General features: G+C 62.5%; 20 protein-coding genes. 7 read left to right on the top strand and 13 right to left on the bottom strand.

What is annotated here, in order from left to right; translation table 11 throughout:
* Positions 1-251 precede the first annotated feature (251 nt).
* From Q5H89_RS12910 to Q5H89_RS23260, 3 genes are read left to right on the top strand one after another with little or no spacing between them, the layout of a single operon-like run.
* Positions 252-725, top strand: a complete 474-nt coding sequence (locus tag Q5H89_RS12910; protein WP_305019739.1) for a hypothetical protein — start codon at positions 252-254, stop codon at positions 723-725.
* Between the two features lie 56 nt (positions 726-781).
* Complete coding sequence (locus Q5H89_RS12905; RefSeq protein WP_305019738.1) at positions 782-1,942, top strand: serine hydrolase domain-containing protein; 1,161 nt, start codon at positions 782-784, stop codon at positions 1,940-1,942.
* Positions 1,943-1,997: 55 nt separating this feature from the next.
* Positions 1,998-2,273, top strand: coding sequence for a DUF1294 domain-containing protein (locus Q5H89_RS23260; RefSeq protein WP_369810661.1), 276 nt, complete (start codon positions 1,998-2,000; stop codon positions 2,271-2,273).
* 20 nt (positions 2,274-2,293) lie between these two features.
* Here the strand turns inward: Q5H89_RS23260 and Q5H89_RS12900 are convergent, their stop codons facing one another.
* From Q5H89_RS12900 to Q5H89_RS12840, 13 genes are all read right to left on the bottom strand, one after another.
* Positions 2,294-2,809 carry a hypothetical protein gene (locus Q5H89_RS12900; RefSeq protein ID WP_305019737.1) on the bottom strand — a complete coding sequence of 172 codons (516 nt, stop codon included), beginning with the start codon at positions 2,807-2,809 and terminating at the stop codon, positions 2,294-2,296.
* Between the two features lie 59 nt (positions 2,810-2,868).
* A complete protein-coding gene (locus tag Q5H89_RS12895) occupies positions 2,869-6,528 on the bottom strand; it encodes an AAA domain-containing protein (protein WP_305019736.1) in 3,660 nt (1,219 codons plus the stop codon).
* 51 nt (positions 6,529-6,579) lie between these two features.
* Positions 6,580-7,308, bottom strand: coding sequence for a 2,3-diphosphoglycerate-dependent phosphoglycerate mutase (gene gpmA / locus Q5H89_RS12890; RefSeq protein WP_305019735.1), 729 nt, complete (start codon positions 7,306-7,308; stop codon positions 6,580-6,582).
* A gap of 162 nt (positions 7,309-7,470) precedes the next feature.
* Entirely contained in the window at positions 7,471-8,037 is a 567-nt protein-coding gene (locus Q5H89_RS12885) for a DUF2911 domain-containing protein (RefSeq protein WP_305019734.1), read from the bottom strand.
* 289 nt (positions 8,038-8,326) lie between these two features.
* Positions 8,327-9,229, bottom strand: coding sequence for a hypothetical protein (locus Q5H89_RS12880; protein ID WP_305019733.1), 903 nt, complete (start codon positions 9,227-9,229; stop codon positions 8,327-8,329).
* A 39-nt stretch (positions 9,230-9,268) separates the two neighbouring features.
* Positions 9,269-9,781, bottom strand: a complete 513-nt coding sequence (locus tag Q5H89_RS12875; RefSeq protein ID WP_305019732.1) for a GNAT family N-acetyltransferase — start codon at positions 9,779-9,781, stop codon at positions 9,269-9,271.
* 34 nt (positions 9,782-9,815) lie between these two features.
* The gene (locus tag Q5H89_RS12870; RefSeq protein ID WP_305019731.1) at positions 9,816-11,108 is read right to left on the bottom strand and encodes an MFS transporter; all 1,293 of its coding nucleotides are present in this window, start codon (positions 11,106-11,108) and stop codon (positions 9,816-9,818) included.
* 60 nt (positions 11,109-11,168) lie between these two features.
* Positions 11,169-11,459, bottom strand: a complete 291-nt coding sequence (locus Q5H89_RS12865) for a hypothetical protein (RefSeq protein WP_305019730.1) — start codon at positions 11,457-11,459, stop codon at positions 11,169-11,171.
* Positions 11,460-11,795: 336 nt separating this feature from the next.
* The gene (locus Q5H89_RS12860; protein ID WP_305019729.1) at positions 11,796-12,365 is read right to left on the bottom strand and encodes a DapH/DapD/GlmU-related protein; all 570 of its coding nucleotides are present in this window, start codon (positions 12,363-12,365) and stop codon (positions 11,796-11,798) included.
* Positions 12,366-12,401: 36 nt separating this feature from the next.
* Positions 12,402-12,923, bottom strand: coding sequence for a GNAT family N-acetyltransferase (locus Q5H89_RS12855; protein ID WP_305019728.1), 522 nt, complete (start codon positions 12,921-12,923; stop codon positions 12,402-12,404).
* Positions 12,924-12,959: 36 nt separating this feature from the next.
* The gene (locus Q5H89_RS12850; protein WP_305019727.1) at positions 12,960-13,592 is read right to left on the bottom strand and encodes an SMI1/KNR4 family protein; all 633 of its coding nucleotides are present in this window, start codon (positions 13,590-13,592) and stop codon (positions 12,960-12,962) included.
* 86 nt (positions 13,593-13,678) lie between these two features.
* Positions 13,679-14,998 carry a hypothetical protein gene (locus Q5H89_RS12845; protein WP_305019726.1) on the bottom strand — a complete coding sequence of 440 codons (1,320 nt, stop codon included), beginning with the start codon at positions 14,996-14,998 and terminating at the stop codon, positions 13,679-13,681.
* 23 nt (positions 14,999-15,021) lie between these two features.
* Positions 15,022-15,771: an NYN domain-containing protein gene (locus Q5H89_RS12840; RefSeq protein ID WP_305019725.1), complete on the bottom strand. Its 750-nt coding sequence runs from the start codon at positions 15,769-15,771 to the stop codon at positions 15,022-15,024.
* Positions 15,772-15,973: 202 nt separating this feature from the next.
* Between Q5H89_RS12840 and Q5H89_RS12835 the strand changes: the two genes are divergently transcribed.
* The 4 genes from Q5H89_RS12835 (at position 15,974) to Q5H89_RS12820 (ending at position 20,176) form a co-directional block, all read left to right on the top strand.
* On the top strand, positions 15,974-17,551 hold the full coding sequence (locus tag Q5H89_RS12835) for an NAD(P)/FAD-dependent oxidoreductase (RefSeq protein WP_305019724.1): 1,578 nt from the start codon (positions 15,974-15,976) through the stop codon (positions 17,549-17,551).
* Positions 17,552-17,692: 141 nt separating this feature from the next.
* On the top strand, positions 17,693-18,055 hold the full coding sequence (locus tag Q5H89_RS12830) for a CoA-binding protein (protein WP_305019723.1): 363 nt from the start codon (positions 17,693-17,695) through the stop codon (positions 18,053-18,055).
* Positions 18,056-18,103: 48 nt separating this feature from the next.
* Positions 18,104-18,607: a hypothetical protein gene (locus tag Q5H89_RS12825; protein ID WP_305019722.1), complete on the top strand. Its 504-nt coding sequence runs from the start codon at positions 18,104-18,106 to the stop codon at positions 18,605-18,607.
* Positions 18,608-18,733: 126 nt separating this feature from the next.
* Positions 18,734-20,176 (top strand): amidohydrolase, encoded by a 1,443-nt coding sequence (locus Q5H89_RS12820; protein WP_305019721.1) that lies wholly within the window; start codon positions 18,734-18,736, stop codon positions 20,174-20,176.
* The last annotated feature ends 181 nt before the right edge of the window (positions 20,177-20,357 follow it).

The following is a 20,357-nucleotide window of genomic DNA, read 5'->3' as shown; positions in this document are numbered from 1 at the left end:
TCGTTGGGTTTGGCGTTTGGCGTAAGAAAAAGCACCTAGCTACCGAAGTACCCCCCATGCAGGACAGGGGTAAACTGCACACCGGCCGGCCCACAAAGGCCCGCCCAATGCTGGCCATCGCCCCGAGCCGGGCCCCTTTGGCAGGCGCGGACAGCCGCTCGCAATCAGGCTGGTTTTTGCCAGGTGAAGGGGCCGGCGCCGCTTTGGGTGCAACTTGCTGCCTTATCCTGCACAGCCTGACTTTTTTCCTTATGCCCTCCTCTACCAAGCCCGTAGTACTGCTGCGCGTAGTAGTATGTAGCTGCCTGGCGCTGCCTGGGCTGGCGCAAACAGGCGCGGCCACCCCAGGCAGCGAGGCCAGTACCCTCACGCTGCTGCGCCTCAACCAGCCGCCGTGCGCCGTGCCCACTGCCCGGTCGGTTATCAAGGCCCGGCTGGCGTATCGCCTCGCCGCCGGCGAGCAGTCGGACTATGGCTTTGCGGTATCTATCAAGTTCAGGGAGGTTACGCCGGGCCACACTTTCTCCAAGGGTCGGCCAGGCCAGGTAAGCATCACGCAGCGCGCCGACACCCTGACTATTGAGTACCCAATGGCGGCCATCCTGGCCGACACCCGCCTGAGCCACCCCGTCACCTGCTACTTCTACCTGCACCGCAACACGGCGCCCGGCCGCAGCCGGGTAATTGCCCAAACGCCGCCCATTATTTTCAAGGAATGTCAGTAAGCGAGCGGCTATTGGGCCGCCGCCCGGGTCTTTTCCGTCGTTCTTTCTCGCCTGCTATGCGCTCCAAACTACTTCTGCTGGCCCTGCTGCCGCTGCTGGCCGCCTGCACCCGGGCCACCGCCCCCACCGCCGCCGGGCGGGCTAGCGACTACTTCCCCGCACCCGGCGCGGGCTGGCTGCACCACGCCCCGGCCACCGAGGGCCTTGACCCGGCCAAACTGGCCGAGGCCGTGGCCTTCGCCCAAACCCAGGAAACCACCCAGATGACGCCCAACTTCTCGACCCAGGAGGAGATTTTTGGCAAGCTGCTCGGGCCCATGCCCACCAGCCGCGCCGCTACCAACGGCCTCGTGCTGCGCCACGGCTACCTCGTGGCCGAGTGGGGCGACACCGAGCGCCCCGACCCCACCTACAGCGTGGCCAAGAGCTATTTAGCCACCATTCTGGGCATTACCCTCGACCGGGGTTTGCTAAAGGATATCCACGAGCCGGTGGCCAATTCCATCCACGACGGCGGTTACGATTCGGCGCATAACCAGCTCATTACCTGGGAGCACCACGCCCGCCAGACCAGCGAGTGGGAAGGCGAGCTGTGGGGTAAAAACGCCGACTTCATCGGCCACGAGGCCTTTGGCAAGGGCGAGCGCAAGCCCCGCGCCCTGCAAGCGCCCGGCACCTACTTCGAGTACAACGACGTGCGCATCAACCGGCTAGCCCTGTCGCTGCTGCGCGTGTGGCAGCGCCCCCTGCCCGAGGTACTCCGCACCGAAGTGATGCAGCCCATCGGCGCCTCCCGCACCTGGCAGTGGGTGCCCTACCCTAGCGCCGTGGCCGAAGTCAATGGTAAACTCATGCCCTCCGTGAGCGGCGGCACGCGCTGGGGCGGCGGCCTGCGCATCAGCGCCCGCGACGAGGCCCGGCTGGGCTACCTCATGCTGCGGCGTGGGCGCTGGGGCCGCCGCCAGGTGGTATCGCCCGGCTGGGTGCAGCAGGCCACCACGCGCGGCCCCGTCGGCCCCGACTACGGCTACCTCTGGTGGCTCAACACCGAGCAAAAGGCCTGGCCCGATGCGCCCGCCAACAGCTACGCTGCCCTCGGCGCGGGCCAAAATACCATTTGGGTCGACCCCACGCACGACCTCGTTATCGTGTGGCGCTGGCACAACGGCAGCCCTAACGAGCTGATAAAGCGCGTGCTGGCGGCAGTGAAGGAATAATTGGGACTTACGCAAACAGCAATTTCAACTAATTCTTATTTCCCTTCTGGCACGAATGATTCTACTAGCCCTACTATTTCTCAATGCGCTATGCTTTCTGCTGTTTTTTCTGGACAAGCGAAAAGCCCAGCGGGGCCAGCGGCGCATTTCCGAGCAAACGCTGCACCTGGCTACCCTAGCGGGGGCAGCGCCGGGTGCGTGGGCAGCCATTTTTTTGCTGCATCATAAAAACCGGAAGGCGGCCTTTTGGAGCATCACCCTGCTGCTGACGTTGCTGCAAGGCGGAGTTTTGTATTTTCTTATATCATCAAATTTTCGCGCTCAGGGCTAGTGGCGCGCCAGTCTTATCTATTACTGCATTAGTCGTAATAGCTCATTTCCTAACTCAGTTTTTTCAATACTGAATTTTGCCCATTTATCTCCTGAAGTCATTTTAGGGCTGGCAGCAAATCGCAGGGTCCTAGTTCCTTTCAAGTAAACAGCCTTTTCCTTAAACTCGATTGAAGGAACAAGCCATAGCTTTTCTACTTCTAACGACTCTTGGTTGAAATAGACAAAAAGAATGTAAAATGACTCGTTAGCTCTAAAAATATTTTCACCAACGTCCTGAATAAATTGCCCACTTTTTTGCAATATAAAACGGCTCTTTATTTGCAAGAATAGAGGTCTGTACTCCAGCTTTGGATTAACAATCAAGTCAATACCATCGTCATCCGAGTTGGGTGTGTAACAGGTTAACCTACCTTTTGAGCTAAGCGTAATTATTTCACTAACTCTGTTTTCAGTGATAGTGCCCTTTTGCTTGGATGAAATATGCGTAACAATTTCATCTTGCAGCTCAGGCTCATTTGGTGACAGCGGCTCCATTAGAACTAAATAAACAACGTTTGAGACTATGAAAAAGCCAGTAGATATTTGACCATTGGCTAAGAGTCTACCCAGCCACCACCAGCCTGCACCCTTTCTAACAGCGCCGCGTGGTGCGGCGCCCGGTTCAGCACCAGCTCATTGCCCAGCAGCACCAGCTGCTGGCGCGCCCGTGTTACGGCCACGTTGAGCTTGCGGTCGACCTGGCCGGTTTCGTCGGGCGACACCATTAGCTCCAGCTGGTGCTCGTGGTGGCAGCAGAAACTCACGATAATCACCTCGCGCTGCGAGCCCTGGTAGCGCTCCACGGTGTCGACGCTGACCTGGGCCAGCGCAGGCAGCGCGTGCTGCTGCGCCAGCTGGGCCAGCCGCGCCCGGATGCGGGCCGCCTGGTTGCGGTAGCTGGCGATGATGCCCAGCGTGGCATCGGGGTCGAAGGCCGGGCCGTAGCCCTGCACCACGGCCAGGGCGGCGCGGGCGGCCAGCTCGGCCTCCTGGCTCGACTCCTTCTGCGAGAGGTCGTCGGGTTGGCGGCGGGTGGGCACGAACACGAGGCGCTGGCGGCGCAGCGCCTCGCCAAAGGCATCGGCGGGGCTAGCCACGGGCCAGGCGCTGGGGTTGAGGCTGGCGTGCTGCCAGGGCGCGGGGCTGCGCAGCTGCCCGCCGTAGAAGTCGTCGTTGACGAGGCTAGCCAGCTCACTGTGGGCGCGGTACTGGTTGGCCAGCGTGCCATGGGCGTAGGGCCACTGCGCCTCGGCGCGGCGGAAGAGGCGCTCGAAGTACGAGTTGCGCAGGTTGGTGAGGCCCAGCTGCTCGCGCAGCAACTCGGCCACGGCGGGCGCCACAGCGCTGGTTTCGGCCTCCTGGGTCACCACGGCGGGCAGCTGGCGGTGGTCGCCGATTAGGATGAATTTCCTGGCCTTGGCCAGCAGCGCCAGCATCGGGCCTTCGAGCACCTGGCTAGCCTCGTCTACCACGGCCACGTCGAACTGCTTGAGCTGAAACAGCTCGGGCCGGCCCAGCAAACTGCTGATGGTACCCACGTAGAGCGGCGTGCCGGTGAGGCGCGCCCGCACCATCTGGCGGGTGGGCAGGTCGCGAATCATGTTATCGAGCAGGTACGGCCGGTAGGCCGGCGAGGTACCCAGCCGCGAGCCAATGCGGATAAACGGCAGTCCGGCATCCATGAGCTGCTCGCAGATTTCGTCCACGGCGCGGTTGGTGTAGGCGGCCAGCAGCGTACTCTTATCATCATTGACGAGGCGCACGGCCAGCTCGCGCAGCACCGAGCGGGTTTTGCCGGTGCCGGGCGGGCCGCAGAGCACAAACCAGTCGGGCGCGGCCAGGGCGCGCCACACCACCTCGCTAGCCTCGGTGGCGGGCTGGGCCGTGGCGGCGTCCCAATCCTGCGGCGGGCGCGGCGCGGTGCGGGCCAGCAGCTGGCGGCGGCGGCCCGGCGGCAGGCTCAGAAAAGCCGTGAGCCCCGCCCATTCGCGGCGGAAGGTGTCGTAGGTATCGGGCTCCAGGGCCCAGTGCGAATGGCCGTGCAGGTAGCGCGGGGCCATGCGGCGGTTGCGTACGGCCAGCACTACGCGGCCATCGGCGCCGAGGTCTTCGGCTAGGGTCACTTTTACCACCTGGGCATCGAGGGCACTGAGCGTCTTGGCATTGCTAGTGGCTGACTGGCTAGCCCCTATTGCAATCTCGGCCGCCTCGCCTTCACTAGCAGCGGCGGCTAGCCCCTGCGCATCAGTCGTGGCGCGGCGGCGTGGGTAGAGAATCAGCGTGTCGCCGGCCCGGAAATTAACTTCACGGCCATTGGCGGGGCGCTGAAAAACAAGGTGCGGCCCCAGCCCGTCGCGGGCATCGTCGGGGGCGTTGCTGTGGTCTTCGACAAGCTCCAGCTCATCGAGCAAGCTGAAATTCTGATGCTTGCGCGCCTGCGGCAGCAGCCAAAGGCCGGCCTGGCCGCCGGCATCGCCGGGGCGGCCCTCGTCGCCGAGCAGGGCCAGCCGCATTTCGCGGGCCGCGAAGCGGGTCAATTCCAGGCAGTAGGCGCGCTCGGTGCGGTCGGCGGCGGCCCAGGCGTTGGCGGTTTTTTCGGCCTTTTCGCGGTTGAAGGGCGGGATGGCAGCCAGATTAGGGCGCAGCACGGGGGCTAGCAGGGCCGCTGTTTGGCCGGGGCCGGTGGCGCGGGCCAGCTGCAACTCCAGGCCCACGAGCTGGTTGCGGGCGGCCAGCAGCTGGTCCACGAGGGCCAGGTTCTGGAGCACCGGGCGCACGGCGGGCTGGTCCTCGGCGGCATTAGAATACAGGATGCTGGTGCGGCCCCGGCCGGCGGTTTCGCCATCGGCCCCGAACACCGACTCCAGCAGCAGGCGGTAGAGCTGGGCCTGGGCGGCGTGGTTGGTCCAGGGCTCGGCGGCGGGCACTTTCACCGAGCTTTTAAGCTCCACGAGGTCGTAGCCGGTGGGGCTTTCGTGCAGCAGGTCGAGGCGGCCTTGCAGGCCGTAGGTGGCCGATAGAAAGGTGGGTTCGAGAAAGCAATCGGCCAGCCGCAGGGGCTGCTGCTGGTAGCCGCTGCGCGAGCTGGCCGCGAAGCCCTGCCGCCGCGCCTGCCGCAGGGTGCGGTGGTGGCGGCGCAGGTCATTCAGCAGCTCGGGCACGCCGGTGCGGGTCTGAAACTCGGGCAAGGTGCTCAGCGTGAGCGGCTCGGCGCGGAAGAGCTTTTTCGTAAGAAAATGCTCCAGGTCAAAATCCGCGTCGCCTGGCAACTGGTGCTTATCAGCTGCCAGCGGCTCGGCATTGGCTAGCTGGCTGCCAACCCGAAAGCCCTTGTGGTCAGCCCAGTCGTGGCTAGCGGGCAGCTGGCTGCCGGCCACCTGGCTCGCCGCGTGGCTCACTTCCTCATCGAGCAGGCGGTTGACGAGGTTACCCACCACGAGCGAGCGCGAGGCCTCATCGGGCAAAAAATACTTGAGCAGCGCCAGCTCGGCGTTGGTGCCGTCGCGCTGGGCGCACTCGGCCAGGGTCGTCACACTTATCAGATAATCAGGCTCCAGCACCACGCGGCGCGGGCGCACGCGGCCATTGGGCAGCAGCACGGGGCCGATGAGGTTGAGGGCCGGGTGCAGCGCGGCGGCGGGCAGCAGCAGGTTTTCGTAAACGGGTGGCAGCTCCAGCTGGAAGGGGCCGGCCGGGCGGCCGTCGGCGGGCACGCTCATTTCGACGGTGATAACGCCGCTGGGCAGGTCGGCGTGCACCACCTGCACCCGCCACACGGCGCGCGGGTCGGCCGTGTTTTCGGGGCTAGCCACGGTGGGCAGTGCGGGCGGGGCAGCGGGCAGGTGGGCCGCGATTTCGGCGGGCGCGGGCGGGCGCGGGCCGGTGTAGGGCTCGCCGGTGAGGGCGCCCAGCAGCTCGGCCACGGCCGCGAAGCCGGTGGCTACCTCGGCCAGGGTGCCGGGGTAGCTTTCGTGCAGCACGAGATTGGCGGCCACGCGCAGGTCTTGCAGGCGGGCGCGCAGGCTAGGGTCTAATTCTAAGGCGTAGCAGGCTCCGCCTATCGCCTGGAAGAGGTTACCGAACGGCGCCTTGCGGCGCTTGTAGTCGGCGCGCAGCAGGCTTTCCAGCAGCTTGCGCAGGCGCGGGAGCTGGTCGGCGGGCGCGGCGGTGGGGTCGGCTAGGGCGGCGAGGCGGGCGTGGGGCGAATCAGACAAAACAGCTAGGCGGAGGCGAACATTAAAGATAAGCCTACGACGCAAAAATAGCTATTTTGCAGCGGGGCTGGCGGCGGGCACCGCCCCCTCCTCCTGCAAATAGTAGTGGCGGATGCGGTTGAAATCCTCGTCCAGCTCGTACACCAGCGGCACGCCGGTGGGGATGTCGAGGGCCGTTACCTCCTCATCGGTAAGGTGGTCGATATACTGCACTAGGGCGCGCAGGCTGTTGCCGTGGGCCGCAATAATCACCTTCTGGTTGCGGCGCAGGGCGGCCATTATCTTCTCGGTCCAGAAGGGCATCACGCGGGCCAGCGTCTCGCTCAGGTTCTCGGTCAGGGGTAGCTCGCGGGGCGTGAGGTGGGCGTAGCGCAGGTCGTGGCCGGGCCAGCGCGGGTCGTCCTTGGTCACGGCGGGCGGGTGCGCGTGGGGCGAGCGGCGCCACTCCTGTACCTGGGCGGCGCCGTACCGGGCGGCGGTTTCGGCCTTGTTCAGCCCTTGCAGCGCGCCGTAAAACCGCTCGTTCAGCCGCCACGACTTCTGCACCGGAATCCAGAGCTGGTCCATGTTTTCCAGCGCAATGTCAAGCGTTTTGATGGCCCGCTTCAGCACCGACGTGAAGCCGATGTCGAAGGTGTAGCCGTGCTGCTGCAAAAGCTGGCCGGCGCGGGCCGCCTGCTGCTTGCCCGCCTCCGAGAGGTCCACGTCGGTCCAGCCGGTGAAGCGGTTTTCCTGGTTCCAGACGCTTTCGCCGTGGCGTAAGAGCACGAGCTTTTCCATAGGTTTTATGCGTTAAATCAGCACGTTGATTAGGCAACAAAAGAACGTCATGCTGCGCTTGCCGAAGCATCCTGCTCGCATCGTTAGGATAATTACCCTAGCGGCGCAGTAGAGATGCTTCGGCAAGCTCAGCATGACGGCCTTTATAAAAGATGAAGCTGACTACTTCACCATAAAACTGGCTTCCGTCTTGGCCCACATGAGCGACACTTTGCCGGCTTTATCGGCCGTGATGGTGAACTGCTCCACGGGCGTGGCTAGGGTCGTGGGCTTCACTTTCACGCGCAGCACGTCGTCGGCCGCCTTATACTCGAAAGCGCCCCACTGCTTGGCCGTTTTGTTGAAAATGATGGTCCACTCGCTAGCCCCGGGAATGGTGAACAGGCCGTAGGTGCCGGCCGCCAGCGCCTGGCCGTTGATTTTCACGGCCTTGCTCACCGTGAAGGTGGTGGCCTCGTTGGCGCCGGTGCGCCACACCTCGCCCACGGGGGCTAGCGGCGACTTCTCCCCAAAGGCTTCACGGCCTTTCAGCGAAGGCTTGCTGTAGTCGATGGTGACCTCGGTGCTGCCCACGGTGGTTTTTACCACGGCCGGCGGGCTCGGGCGCTTCGATTTGTCTTCGGGCTTCTTGGCTTGGGTGGGCTCGGTCATGGTTGCCTGGGCCTGGGCCGGGGCGGCGTAGGTGAGCAGGGCGGCGCCGGCTAGGGCAGCGAGGGGGAGAAAGCGCATGGTGGGGTGAAAAAGAGAATGGTGAGTTGGTTGAGGCGATAAGCGGTAAGCCCGGTAATAAGTTTGACTTGCCGCCTGCCCCCGCCCGTAGTTGGCAAAAAATGGCATTGAGCTGCTCGCGCTCACCGTGTGGTGTCGGCGGCCCAGGCTATCGGTTCGCGCTTAAGGTTCAAGCAGTTGACATCAGGCAACCCCTAAGCCGGGAGCATCCGTGGCACAGCGTGCCGAGCCGGCTTACCTGGCTTCATTTCCCTAGCCCCTCTTTAAGCTTAAAAAGCCGCTCCCCTATTCAAGCAAGCGGCCTTTTAAATACCTCGATTAGCGCGCGGCAGCCAGCCACCGAACCACTATCAGTCCGTAAGCACGAGCCGCTGGGTGCCCAGCGCCTGGCCGCCCGCGTCGCGTAGCACGGCGTGGTAGATGCCGGTGGGCAGCCCCTCGGTCGAGAGCGTGGGGGCCGGGCCAGTGCGCACGGCCTGCCGCCGGACTTCCTGGCCAATGGGGGAATAAACGACAATGGTGGTGCCCTCGGCCGCCGGGTACTTAACCCCAGCAATACCGTGCCGGCCTGGGCGGGGTTGAGGTACAGGGCAAAGCCACTGGTGGCCGCCCCGGTACCGGCCAGGGCCACCATCGGCGAGAAGGTTTCGGTGCCATTGAGGTCTACCTGGCGCAGGCGGTAGTAGCTCGTCGCGCGGGTGGGGGCGGCATCGCGCAGGCTGTAGGTGTGGCTGCCCGCGCTGGTGCCGGCGGCGGCCACCTGGCCTACCGCCGCAAAGCCCGCTTGCGGGTCGGTGGTGCGCTCGACCACGAAGTAGGCGCTATTGTACTCGCTGGCGGTAGCCCAGCTCACGGTGGCCGCCGCGTCGGCGGCCCGGCGCACCGCAAAGCTCGTCAGCACTACCAGCAGCGGCCCGGGGGAGGTTACCTGGAGCAAGCCGCCTTCATCGGCGAAAGCCGAGTACACGTTTACGTCGGAGATTACCGCGGCAGCCGCATTGATGAAAACTCCTATCTGGGCAAAGCTGCGCGTGGTGCGGAAGCTAAGCTCCCGGCGCCGGTTGGGCAGCACGTTCACGGTCACCAGCGCCTCGGAGGAGGCGGTTTCCAGCACGTTGCCGGCGGCGTCAAAGGTGGCTATTGTCAGGCCGCGCTCCTCCGCCGGTCGTAAATACTGCTTCGGGCAGCCCAAAGCCAAAGTACAGCCGCAGGTCGTCGAGCACGGCCGGAGTTATTCCGCGACTGGCGGTTTTACCGATTGCCAGGTCAATTGGTAAATAAACTCCACTATTTCTGCTTGCCGGGCATTGGCAAAGCCTTTGTCTGTGCCGACTTTCACAAAGCCCCCCTTTTCCAACACTCTCTGCGACCCTAGATTATCAAAGGCAACCCGGCCAAAAATTGGTCTGGCTTCTTCGATAAGCAGAAATTTTTTAAGGGCCGCGGTCGCAACTCCCCGGCCCCAGAAATTTCGGTCTATCCAGTAGGTGATTTCGGCGTCTCCCTCCTGCTCAAATTTGGCAATGCTGCCCGCGATGATTTCATCAACCAGGATGGTTCGCATGGTTATGGTCGGGTCATGCAGGAATTTGGCAAATTTTTCGACGTACGCCGCCTTATCCGTATGGTCTTTTGGGGTGAAGGCAGCTAGGTGATTAGCTTCCTTATCGAGCTGAAATTGAAAGAAAAAATCAAGGTCAGCTTTTTCGGTTTGCCTGAGCGTTACCTGGCTGGTCTGCGTCATAGCGTAAGCAAGAACTTGTGTCAGGAATTTTTACTCACATGTGCCCCCTAGCCCGGGTTTCGCCCATGCGCCAGTACACAAGCAGCGAGATAAAGGCGCAACCCGTGACGTACCAATAAAAGTATTCGGCCACGCCCAGGTCCTTGGCCAGCAGCGCCAGATACTCGGCGGTGCCGCCAAAAATGGCCGCCGTGAGGGCAAACGGCAGCCCCACTCCCAGCGCCCGAATGTGGGTCGGAAACAGCTCGGCCTTCACAATGGCCGAGATGCTGGTGTAGCCGCTCACCACAAACAGGGCCGCCAGCAGCAGCCCCCACGCGCCCCAGGCGCTGGTGGTGTGGGCCAGCGTGCGCAGCAGCGGCACCGTGCCCAGCGTGGCCCCGATGCCAAAAAACAGCAGCACCGGCCGCCGCCCCACCACGTCGGAAATGGCCCCTAGCAGCGGCTGAAACAGCAGCGCCACGGCCATTGCCCCAAACGAGATAAGGGTAGCCTGCTCCTTGGTAAAGCCGCTGGTATTCACTAAAAATTTCTGGGCATAGGTCGTGAATGTATAGAACGCCAGCGTGCCGCCCAGCGTGAGGCCCACCACCGTCAGCGTTTCGCGCGGGTATTCTTTGAGCTGCTGCACGGCCGAGAGCTTGGCCGGCCGGCTGGTGGCCTGGGCCTGGGCTTGGTCCTGCTCGAAGGCGACCGTTTCGCTCATGTGCGAGCGCAGGTAGAGGGCGCCAATGGCCGCCCCGGCCCCAATAACGAACGGAATGCGCCAGCCCCAGGCCGTCATTTCTACGGGCGTAATAAACTGTTGCAACGTCAGTTGCACAATCAGCGCCAGCAGCTGCCCGCCCATCAGCGTGAGGTACTGAAAGCTCGACCAGAAGCCCCGGTGCCGCTCGCCGGCCATCTCGCTGAGGTAGGTGGCCGAGGTGCCGTACTCGCCGCCCACGCTGATGCCTTGCAAGAGCCTGGCCAGCAGCAAAATGGCCGGCGCTCCCAGCCCGATAGTAGCGTAGCCCGGCGCGCAGGCAATGAGCAGCGAGCCACCCGCCATTAGCTGCACGCTCAGCAGCAGCGCCGCCCGCCGCCCGTGCTTGTCGGCGTAGTTGCCCAGAAACGCTGCCCCCAGCGGCCGCATCAGAAAGCCCACCGCGAAGATGGCGGCCGTGTTCAGCAGCTGCGCCGTGGGGCTGGCCTTCGGGAAAAAGACGGGCGCGAAATACAAGGCAAACGCCGAGTAGGCGTACCAGTCGTACCACTCCACAAGGTTGCCGATGGAGCCGGAAATGATGGAGCGCAGCGGGGAAGCGGGGCTAGCGGAAGTAGGCATGGCCGCGAAGGTAGCGGGCAGTGGCGGGCGCCGCTACGGCTGCTGAGGCCGGGCGGGTGGCTAGGGTTTGGCGGCCGCCAGCGGCGGGTGGCTACCAAGCTTCACGTTTAGCCGCCGGCCCTCCACCACGTAGCCGTCAATCATCGTTTGCTGCGTAGCCGAACCCACTCGATACTGCACCGACACGGTGCGCTCGAAGCAGTCGCGCCCGATGGGCAGCCACACGATGGTAGCCTGGCCGGGCGGCAAGTCGGCCAGCGGGCGCGGCGGGCCGCAGCCCTGCACCACCACATCCCGCAGGGGCTGGCTAGTATCATTTACTACTCTTACCAACAGGGCGTTGTTTAACATGTGAACCAGCATTGCGTAAAGCAGCGCCACCGGCAGGTTAAGGCTCATTATCAGACCCGCTCGCCAGAAAGCCCGCCGATTTTCTGGCTCTAGCTGCGCCCGCCAAAGCAGTTGCAGCAGCCGCTTCAGATTGTATAAGCCCAGAACCAGCACCACCGGCACACTGAGGAAGGCCACCGACAAATCATTGCTGAAAAAGAACAGCACGAGCATGGCCGTCCCCAGCAACAGCGAATTCCGGCCTACGCGCAGGCACTTCCTTATCAGTAGGGCAGCCGGCATTAAGAGCATAGCGAGGTCGCGGCAAGTGTAGGCTCAACTCCTTTAAAAGACAGCTTATTCAGCCTGGCCAGCCGCTATCGTTTTCAGCACCCTAGCCGGGATGCCGCCCACGATGGTATTGGCTGCCACGTCTTTGTGCACCACGGCACCCGCCGCTACCACGGCATTTTCGCCCACCGTGACGCCCGGCAAAATCGTAGCCGCCGCCCCAATCCAGGCGTTGCGCTTTATCAGCACGGCCCCGAGCAAGAGCGTCTTGCGCTGCGCGGGGTCGGTGGGGTGGTTTTCGGTGATGATGTTCACCTTGGGGCCAATCTGCACGTCGTCCTCAATTGTGATGCCGCCCAGGTCTAGAAAGGTGCAGGCGTGATTGATAAACACGTTTTTACCCAGCGTGATGTGCCGGCCAAAATTGGTGTAAAACGGCGCGAATACCGTCGTGCCCGCGTCTATCTCCTGGCCGATTAGCTCGCCTAGTAGCTGGCGTATCTGGTCGATATCGGTGGCGGCGTTGAGGGCGGGCGACAGGCGAATGGCCCGCGCCACGACTGCCCACATGGCGGCCAGCTCCGGGTCGTCCTTCCGAATCGGGCCGCCGGCTAGCATTCTGGCAAAAATATCCATGCGCTTTTCGTTTTTAGCAGTTAGCAGCGGGCCAGCTTATGCCGGCTTGTGGGCATCGCGCCGGATGGCGTACACCAGCTCATCGAGCAGTTCGCCATCCTTCACCAGCACCTTTTCAAAGCGGCCTTCCAGCACGAAGTCGTTCTTTTCGAGCACGCGCTGCGACCCGACATTGGTGCCGAAAGGCCGGGCAAACACGCGGTCGATGTCGTAGGTCTGAAATGCAAACGCCACGGCCTGCCCGATGGCGGCACTGATGATGCCCTGCCCCCAAAAGGGCTCGGCCAGCCAGTAGCCCAGCTCCGCGTTGCGCCGGTGGATATCATCCTGCGGGTGAATGCCAATGCCGCCCACGGCCTGCCCGCCCACCTCGATGGCGAAGATGTGCATGGGGTCGTCCTGCGTGGCAAAGGCGATGAAACCCCGGCCGGCCGCCTCGGAATAGGGAAACGGAAACTTATCCGTCATATTCTTCGCCACGTTCCAGTTATTAGCGTGCTTGACTAGGCTAGCCAGGTCGGTAATGGCCCAGGCCCGGAGCTTGAAGGCGGGTTGCATGATGCAGAAAAATAACGAAGAAGGTCAAACAGCTATTTACCGTATCCCAGTAGCGTCATACCAAAGTTGTGCATTCTCACAACTAGGGTCGATTCCACCTATTTTATTCTCGCAAAACGGTAGCCACTGCCAATCTTCCCCGCCTACGCAACCTAATTTCACCCAGTTCCTTAATAATTCAGAGAATGAATTTGCCATCACATAGCCGTGTCCTTCGCCATCGTCGTGACTGAGATACACTATTTTACCGTAGCTCCGAGGCGCTAAGTCAATAGAAATATAATCGCCATTCCCCACCTCTTGAAATACGAATTTGTTATACCAAACTTTATCGTATTCGTCGGCCGGATTAGAAAATACTTCTTTAATCCATCCATCTTTGCTTTCATTAAATTGCACTAGCAAATCGACACCCCAGTGAAGTTCACCGGCAAATATTTGCCTTAATGAGTCTGGCAGAACTAAATCCTCCGGTAAGAACCACCTAAATTCGAGATGAGACGAGATTGCCAATAAAGCACTCCTGAATTCGTCAGGTATTGCACACGTTAATTCCAACTCTATGTCGGTCACTTCTTGTTCAGTTGCAGGTCTTTCAAAAATCAATTTTCTACTATCACCACCCAACTGCTCTATCTTTTCCAGATATTTTTCTAAGTATTCTCTCATAATAGCTAAGTTTATTCTACACTCCCCTAATCACATGGTACCGCGCTACTAGCTCAAGACCTACAAGTATAGGCCATAGTCCAGCCTCACCGCGCCGCCCGGATGGCCTGCTCCAGCAGCGGGTCGTCGCCGGGCCGGCCTTCGCAGGCTTCGCGGAAGAGGTCGGGCACGAAGTCTTCGCGGGGCTGGCCGTTTACTTGCAGGAGCTGCTCTTCGCCCAGGTCAATTTTGGCGTCGCTGAGGGCGAGGTGCTCGTTGAAGAGGCCGCCCAGCAGGTCGGCCAGGCCCGAGCCGGCGGTGCGGAAACCCAGCGCGTGAAAGCCCACCAGCAGGCCCTCGCCCATGCTGCCGGTCCAGTGGCCGCCGAGCACTACCACCCGACCGGGGTAGTGCGGGGCCAGGGGCAGCACGTATTCCACAAACTTGCGGGGCACGCCGAATTGGCGCTCCTCGCTGGGCACCACATGCACCTGGTAGGGCTGCTCGCGCCGCACAAAGTGCCCCATGATGCCCCGCGCCACGGTGGTGTTGCCGCCGCTGGGCGTGTTGCGAAAGTCGAGCACGAGCACCTTGGCCGCCTGCACCTCTTGCAGCGCCGCCCGGAAGGCGGCAATCGTCTCGTTGCGCCCCAGCGAGTTGTTGAGCCGGATGATGGCCGCCGCCCCGCGCCGCTCGATGCTGAGCGGCGGGGCCATTTGCAGCTGCCGGGCCTGCTCACCGGGCGAGCGCAGCGTGTAGGTGCGGCGCGCGCCCTCGGCGACCAGCGTGAGCTGGCGCGACTGCCGGGGCAGGCCGGCCAGGGCGATGGTGATGCCCGCATCAAGCTGCGGGGCCGTGAGCTGGGCTAGCGGGCGGCCCATCACGGCCTCCACGGCGGCCTGGGGCGTTTGACCGTTGAGGGTGATGATTTCGGCGCCCGGCGCGACGCCCTGGGTTTGGGCGTCGCTGTCGCGGCGCACGTCTACTACCTCAAAGCGCGGGGCGCGGTAGCGGGCGCACAGGTCGGCGCTGGTGGGCACCACGTTGTAGTCCTGGGCGTCGAGCGGGCCCACGATGAAGTGCGGGTCGGCAAAATTGTGGGCCACCAGTTGTAGCACGTCGCGGAAGGCTTCCTTGCTCGCCGCCGCCTTGGCCTGCGGCTCGAAATACGCCAGAATGGCCTCGCCGTCGATGCCGGGCCGCGTGAGGTAGGCGTAGTGCAGGCGCAGCAACTCGGTAAACTCAACCCAGGCCGCCGGGGCATCGAACGGGGCGCGGGCCGGCCGGACCCGCGGCGGATGGGCTAGCGGCTGGCTGGCCCCGGCCGCTAGCCCGCCGCCCGCCAGCAACCCCAGGCTGCCCGTAGCAGCTAGGGCCGCCAGGTGGCGCAGGAAGCGGGGCTGGGCAGCAAAAATAGCGTCGAACATTTGACGCAAAGCTCGCATCGTTTTTATTTAACAGGCTTATATGCAACAATCTTAACTGTGCCTTTACCAGGGTATTTTTTCATTTCAAAATCAGACTTCATTTTTTCAACAATTTCAGGAAGCTTCGTTGCATTATATGTCCTAGGGTCAAAATCAGGCTTTAGTCTTTTAATATAAGTGCCCGTGGATGCAATATTAGCCCAGCCTTCATCATCCTTATACAAATCCCAAGCAGTTAAAAGCAATTTTTTCAATTCCTCGGTATCGTCTACTACTATCTTTTCAGGTTCAACTTCGGGAGTTGAAATAGCTACAGTAGTTAGTTCTGGAGTGCCAATATTCTCAACAAAAATAAAATCATCGCAAGCATTCCTAAACGATATTGGTGTTTTCTTTTCACCAACACCAATTACAAATATTTCAGATTCCCTCAAACGAGACGCCAATTTAGTAAAATCACTGTCGCTTGAGACAATTACAAACGCATCATATTTATTAGAATAAAGCAAATCCATAGCATCAATTATCATCGACGCATCAGTAGAATTTTTTCCGACGGTATATGCAAATTGCTGAATCGGCTGAATTGCCAATTCATTCAACACATTTTTCCAATTTTTTAAGTTTGCACTAGCCCAATCGCCATATGCTCTTTTCACAACAACGTGTCCATGAACTGATATCTCTGATATGATACCACTCAATTTTGAGTATTGAGCATTATCAGCATCTATCAGAACAGCAATTTTTTTCAGAGCATCTAAATCTTTCATCTTTATTTGTTTAAAAGTTTGTGCATAAAGCAAGAGGCAACGATTGTCTTCTCTTTTTTTGAACGTAGTCGCCGCAAGTATAAGTCGAAACTGGACAGCAACAAGCCACTGATTACCAAGATGCTTATAATAACTCCCACCCATCCCGCCCCCCATCGTAAATTTGCGCTTGCTTAACGGCTAACTCCCGTTCGCCTGCTTTATGAAACAAGAACTAGACCTGGCCCTCGCCCCCGAGGTAGCCTACGACGAGCTGGCCCGCTACGAGGCCATTCTGGCCGCCGCCGGCCTGCGCCCCGGCGAAGCCGATTTTGTGCACATCCGCAAGCGCTCGCTCGATGCGCGGGGCCGCCGGCCGCTCATCCGCCTACGGGCCGACGTGTACGACCGCGCCACGCCCGCCCCCGCCCACGAGCTGCTGGGGCCGTGGTTTGAATACCCCGACGTGCGGCAGGCCCGGCGGCGGGTGCTCATCGTGGGGGCCGGGCCGGCGGGGCTGTTTGCGGCGCTGCGCTGCATCGAGCTGGGCATCCGGCCCATCGTGCTGGAGCGCGGCAAGGACGTGCGCACCCGCCGCCGCGACCTGGCCGCCCTTAATAAGGAGCATCTCGTACACCCCGACTCCAACTACTGCTTTGGCGAGGGCGGCGCGGGCACCTACTCCGATGGCAAGCTCTACACCCGCGCCACCAAGCGCGGCGACGTGGGCCGCATCTTGCGGCGGCTGGTGCAGCACGGCGCCACCCCCGATATCCTGGTCGATGCCCACCCCCACATTGGCACCAACAAGCTGCCCGCCGTGGTGCAGAGCCTGCGCGATGCCATCATCGAGGCCGGCGGCGAGGTGCGATTTGAGACGCGGGTCGAGGACTTAATCTTGGAGAACAACCACTTGCGCGGCGTGGTGACGCACATCGGCGAGGCCCTGGAGGCCGAGGCCACCGTGCTAGCCACCGGCCACTCGGCCCGCGACATCTACGAGCTGCTGCACCGGCGCGGGGTGGCCATCGAGGCCAAGCCGTTTGCCCTAGGTGTGCGCGTCGAGCACCCGCAGGCGCTCATCGACCGGGCGCAGTACGGGCGGCCCGAACGCGGGCTGCTGCCGGCCGCCAGCTACGCGCTGGTCGAGCAAACCAAGGTGCGCGACGCCCAGCGCGGCGTGTTTTCGTTTTGCATGTGCCCGGGCGGCTTCATCGTGCCGGCGGCCACCGCGCCCGGCGAGGTGGTGGTGAACGGCATGAGCCCCAGCCGCCGCGACTCGCGCTTTGCCAACTCGGGCATCGTGGCCGCCGTGGAGCTGGCCGACATGGACGTGGCCCGCCACGGCGTGCTGGCCGGCCTGCGCTTGCAGCAGGAAATCGAGCAGCGCGCCTGCCGCCTGGCCGGCAACACCCAGCTGGCCCCCGCCCAGCGCCTGGGCGACTTCCTGCAAAAGAAGCTCTCCCTCAGCCTCCTCGAAACCAGCTACCAGCCCGGCCTGGTAAGCGTGGAAATGGACGCCGTGCTCGGCCCTGCCCTCAGCGAGCGGCTGCGGCAGGGCTTCCGCGCCTTCGGCCGCAAAATCCCCGATTTCGCCACCAATGCGGCCCAAATTGTGGGCGTCGAAAGCCGCACCTCGTCGCCGGTGCGCATCCCGCGCGACAATGAGACGCTGCGCCACCCGGTAGTAGCCGGCCTCTACCCCTGCGGCGAGGGCGCGGGCTACGCGGGCGGCATCGTGAGCGCCGCCATGGATGGCGAGCGCGTGGCCGAGGCGCTGGCCGTGTCGGTGAGGCGCTGAAAACTCATTCGTCCGATAATCGTTGTCATGCAGAGCGCAGCGAAGCATCTCGCTCGCCTCGTTGTTTACGCATTGATTACTGCACCACGCGAGATGCTTCGCTGCGCTCTGCATGACAACCTCAATTATCATCTATATAGCATGAAAACCCTCGTTCTCGGTGCCACCGACAACCCCGACCGCTACGCTTACCGCGCCGTGCATTCGCTCAAGCGCCACGGCCACGAAGTAGTGCCCGTGGGCATTCGCAAAGGCCAGGTAGCTGGCCTGGACATTCACACCGACCGCCCGCAGGAAACTGACATCGATACAGTTACGCTCTATGTGGGCCCCCAGAACCAGCCCGGCTGGTACGATTACATCTTGAATCTGAAACCCCGGCGCATCATCTTCAACCCCGGCACCGAAAACCCCGAACTGGAGCAAAAAGCGCAGGCCCAGGGCATTCAGACGGAGGAAGCCTGCACCTTGGTGATGCTTAGCGTAGGGCAGTACGAGAAGTAAGCTGGCGGCGGGCAGTATCTTGGCCGGGCCTATTAGTGCTGCCCGCCAATGCTACCCGCCCCTTCGCTAGCCCCCGCGCCGGATTCGTTCCAGTACCTCGACCCGATACTGCATTTCCTGGCTTCCATCGGCCTCCCCGTGCGGGAAACCCCGTTTGACGAGCCGGGTTTTCTGCCGGGGCTGCTGATTGACAAAGGCGAGCTGCTGCTCGACCGCGCCCGCCTGCGCTACCCCGGCGACGTGCTGCACGAGGCCGGCCACATTGCCGTGACCGTGGCCGCCGAGCGCCCGCTGCTAGGGGCCAACATCACCGAAAACCACCCCGAAAAAGCGGGCGAAGAACTGGCCGTGCTGCTCTGGACCTACGCGGCCTGCCGGCAGCTAGGCCTGCCGCCCGAAGTGGTATTTCACCCCGCCGGCTATAAAGGCCAGGCCGAGTGGCTGACCACGATGTTCGACTCGGGCCAGTACATCGGCCTGCCCCTGCTGGTGTGGATGGGCCTGACCACGACGGAAGGCTTCCCGGCCATGACGCGCTGGCTGCGCGCCTAGCCAGCCGTGTTTTTGCCGCTAGCCCGCCGCTGGCGGATTTGCCGCCAGCGGCGGGCTGGCGGGGCAGCTTGGCCAGGGGTTAGAAAGTCGCTTACATTTGGGCGACTACTCCCTCTCCACGCTTCGATGAAGAAAATATACCTGCCCGGCTTATTGGCCGCCGGGCTACTGGCCTTTCACCCAGCCACTTCCACGCCGCCGGCCGAGCCCCTGAAAGCCCAGGCCATCCAGGATTTGCAGGCCCACTACGCCGACTACCGCCAGCTGGCCCAGCGCATCTGGGGCTTTGCCGAGGTGGGCTACAAGGAAACCCAAAGCTCGGCGCTGCTGCAAAAAACCCTGCGCGAGCACGGCTTTGCGGTGCAGGCGGGCGTGGCGGGCATCCCCACGGCCTTCGTGGCCACGTATGGCAGCGGCCAGCCGGTGATTGGCGTGCTGGCCGAGTTTGACGCGCTGCCGGGGCTGGCCCAGCAGGCGGTGCCTACCAAAACGCCCATTGCCGGCCAGGATGCGGGCCACGGCTGCGGCCACAACCTGTTTGGCACGGCTAGCGTGGCCACCGGCCTCGAATTGCAAAAGCTGCTGAAAGAAGGCAAGCTGCACGGCACCGTGAAGGTGTACGGCTGCCCGGCCGAGGAAGGCGGCAGCGGCAAAGTGTACATGGTGCGCGCGGGCCTTTTTAACGGCGTAGACGCGGTGGTGCACTGGCACCCGAGCAGCGAAAACGCGGCCATGACCGGCTCGTACATCGCCAATAAATCGGCTAAATTCCGGTTTCACGGCGTGGCCGCGCACGCGGCGGCGGCCCCCGAGCGCGGGCGCAGCGCCCTCGACGGCGTGGAGGCGATGGACAACATGGTGAACATGATGCGCGAGCACGTGCCCCAGGAAACGCGCATTCACTACGTTATCACGAGCGGCGGCAAGGCGCCCAACGTGGTGCCCGACTTTGCCGAGGTCTACTACTACGTGCGCCACCCCGACCGGGCCGTGGTGCAGGCCGTGTTTGAGCGCGTGGCCAAGGCCGCCGAGGGCGCCGCGCTGGGCACCGGCACCACCACCGACTACGAGCTAATCGGGGGCACCCACGAGCTGCTGGTCAACCAAACGCTGGCCCACGCCCTGCAAGCCAACCTGGAGCAGGTAGGCGGCGTGACCTACACGCCCGAGGAAGCGGCCTTTGGCCAGCAGATTCAGGCCTCGCTAGGGGTGCCCGCCCCGCCCGTGGCCCAGGCCGCCGAGGTTGGCGCCTACAAACCCCGCGACGCGGGCGGCAGCAGCGACGTGGGCGACGTGAGCTACGTGGTGCCCACCGTGGGCCTCACGGCCGCCACCTGGATACCCGGCACGCCCGCCCACAGCTGGCAGGCCGTGGCGTGCAGCGGCCGGGAAATCGGCACCAAGGGCATGATGGTGGCCGCCAAAACCATGACCCTCACGGCCATTGACCTCTTCACTAGCCCCGAGCTGGTGGCCAAAGCCAAGGAAGAACTCGCGCAAAAAGTGGGCGGCTACGTGTATAAGCCGCTGCTCGGCGACCGCAAGCCGGCCCTGAACTACCGCGACTAAGCACTTGCTTAACAAGCTTATAATACGCCATGCTGGATGCGCCGACGCATTTCCATCGTTTTCTTCGCGCAGTTCGATGAAGTAGTAGAGATGCTTCGGCAAGCTCAGCAAAACGACGTTTTTTCGTTGGTAAAGCCGGCGCACCGTCCGATACCTGTTTCTCTTTTTTTAGCTCCTAACC

The organism is Hymenobacter cheonanensis (genome assembly GCF_030581075.1).
Classification (GTDB): domain Bacteria; phylum Bacteroidota; class Bacteroidia; order Cytophagales; family Hymenobacteraceae; genus Hymenobacter.
Note: the sequence above shows the minus strand (reverse complement) of the source record. Positions and strands in the feature narration are given on the sequence as shown.

Excerpts from the sequence above, each read along its gene's own strand:
- Q5H89_RS12910 (WP_305019739.1), top strand. The coding sequence starts at position 252 with ATGCCCTCCTCTACCAAGCCCGTAGTACTGCTGCGCGTAGTAGTATGT.
- Q5H89_RS12905 (WP_305019738.1), top strand. The coding sequence starts at position 782 with ATGCGCTCCAAACTACTTCTGCTGGCCCTGCTGCCGCTGCTGGCCGCC.
- Q5H89_RS23260 (WP_369810661.1), top strand. The coding sequence starts at position 1,998 with ATGATTCTACTAGCCCTACTATTTCTCAATGCGCTATGCTTTCTGCTG.
- Q5H89_RS12900 (WP_305019737.1), bottom strand. The coding sequence starts at position 2,809 with ATGGAGCCGCTGTCACCAAATGAGCCTGAGCTGCAAGATGAAATTGTT.
- gpmA (WP_305019735.1), bottom strand. The coding sequence starts at position 7,308 with ATGGAAAAGCTCGTGCTCTTACGCCACGGCGAAAGCGTCTGGAACCAG.
- Q5H89_RS12885 (WP_305019734.1), bottom strand. The coding sequence starts at position 8,037 with ATGCGCTTTCTCCCCCTCGCTGCCCTAGCCGGCGCCGCCCTGCTCACC.
- Q5H89_RS12875 (WP_305019732.1), bottom strand. The coding sequence starts at position 9,781 with ATGACGCAGACCAGCCAGGTAACGCTCAGGCAAACCGAAAAAGCTGAC.
- Q5H89_RS12870 (WP_305019731.1), bottom strand. The coding sequence starts at position 11,108 with ATGCCTACTTCCGCTAGCCCCGCTTCCCCGCTGCGCTCCATCATTTCC.
- Q5H89_RS12865 (WP_305019730.1), bottom strand. The coding sequence starts at position 11,459 with ATGTTAAACAACGCCCTGTTGGTAAGAGTAGTAAATGATACTAGCCAG.
- Q5H89_RS12860 (WP_305019729.1), bottom strand. The coding sequence starts at position 12,365 with ATGGATATTTTTGCCAGAATGCTAGCCGGCGGCCCGATTCGGAAGGAC.
- Q5H89_RS12855 (WP_305019728.1), bottom strand. The coding sequence starts at position 12,923 with ATGCAACCCGCCTTCAAGCTCCGGGCCTGGGCCATTACCGACCTGGCT.
- Q5H89_RS12850 (WP_305019727.1), bottom strand. The coding sequence starts at position 13,592 with ATGAGAGAATACTTAGAAAAATATCTGGAAAAGATAGAGCAGTTGGGT.
- Q5H89_RS12845 (WP_305019726.1), bottom strand. The coding sequence starts at position 14,998 with ATGTTCGACGCTATTTTTGCTGCCCAGCCCCGCTTCCTGCGCCACCTG.
- Q5H89_RS12840 (WP_305019725.1), bottom strand. The coding sequence starts at position 15,771 with ATGAAAGATTTAGATGCTCTGAAAAAAATTGCTGTTCTGATAGATGCT.
- Q5H89_RS12835 (WP_305019724.1), top strand. The coding sequence starts at position 15,974 with ATGAAACAAGAACTAGACCTGGCCCTCGCCCCCGAGGTAGCCTACGAC.
- Q5H89_RS12830 (WP_305019723.1), top strand. The coding sequence starts at position 17,693 with ATGAAAACCCTCGTTCTCGGTGCCACCGACAACCCCGACCGCTACGCT.
- Q5H89_RS12825 (WP_305019722.1), top strand. The coding sequence starts at position 18,104 with ATGCTACCCGCCCCTTCGCTAGCCCCCGCGCCGGATTCGTTCCAGTAC.
- Q5H89_RS12820 (WP_305019721.1), top strand. The coding sequence starts at position 18,734 with ATGAAGAAAATATACCTGCCCGGCTTATTGGCCGCCGGGCTACTGGCC.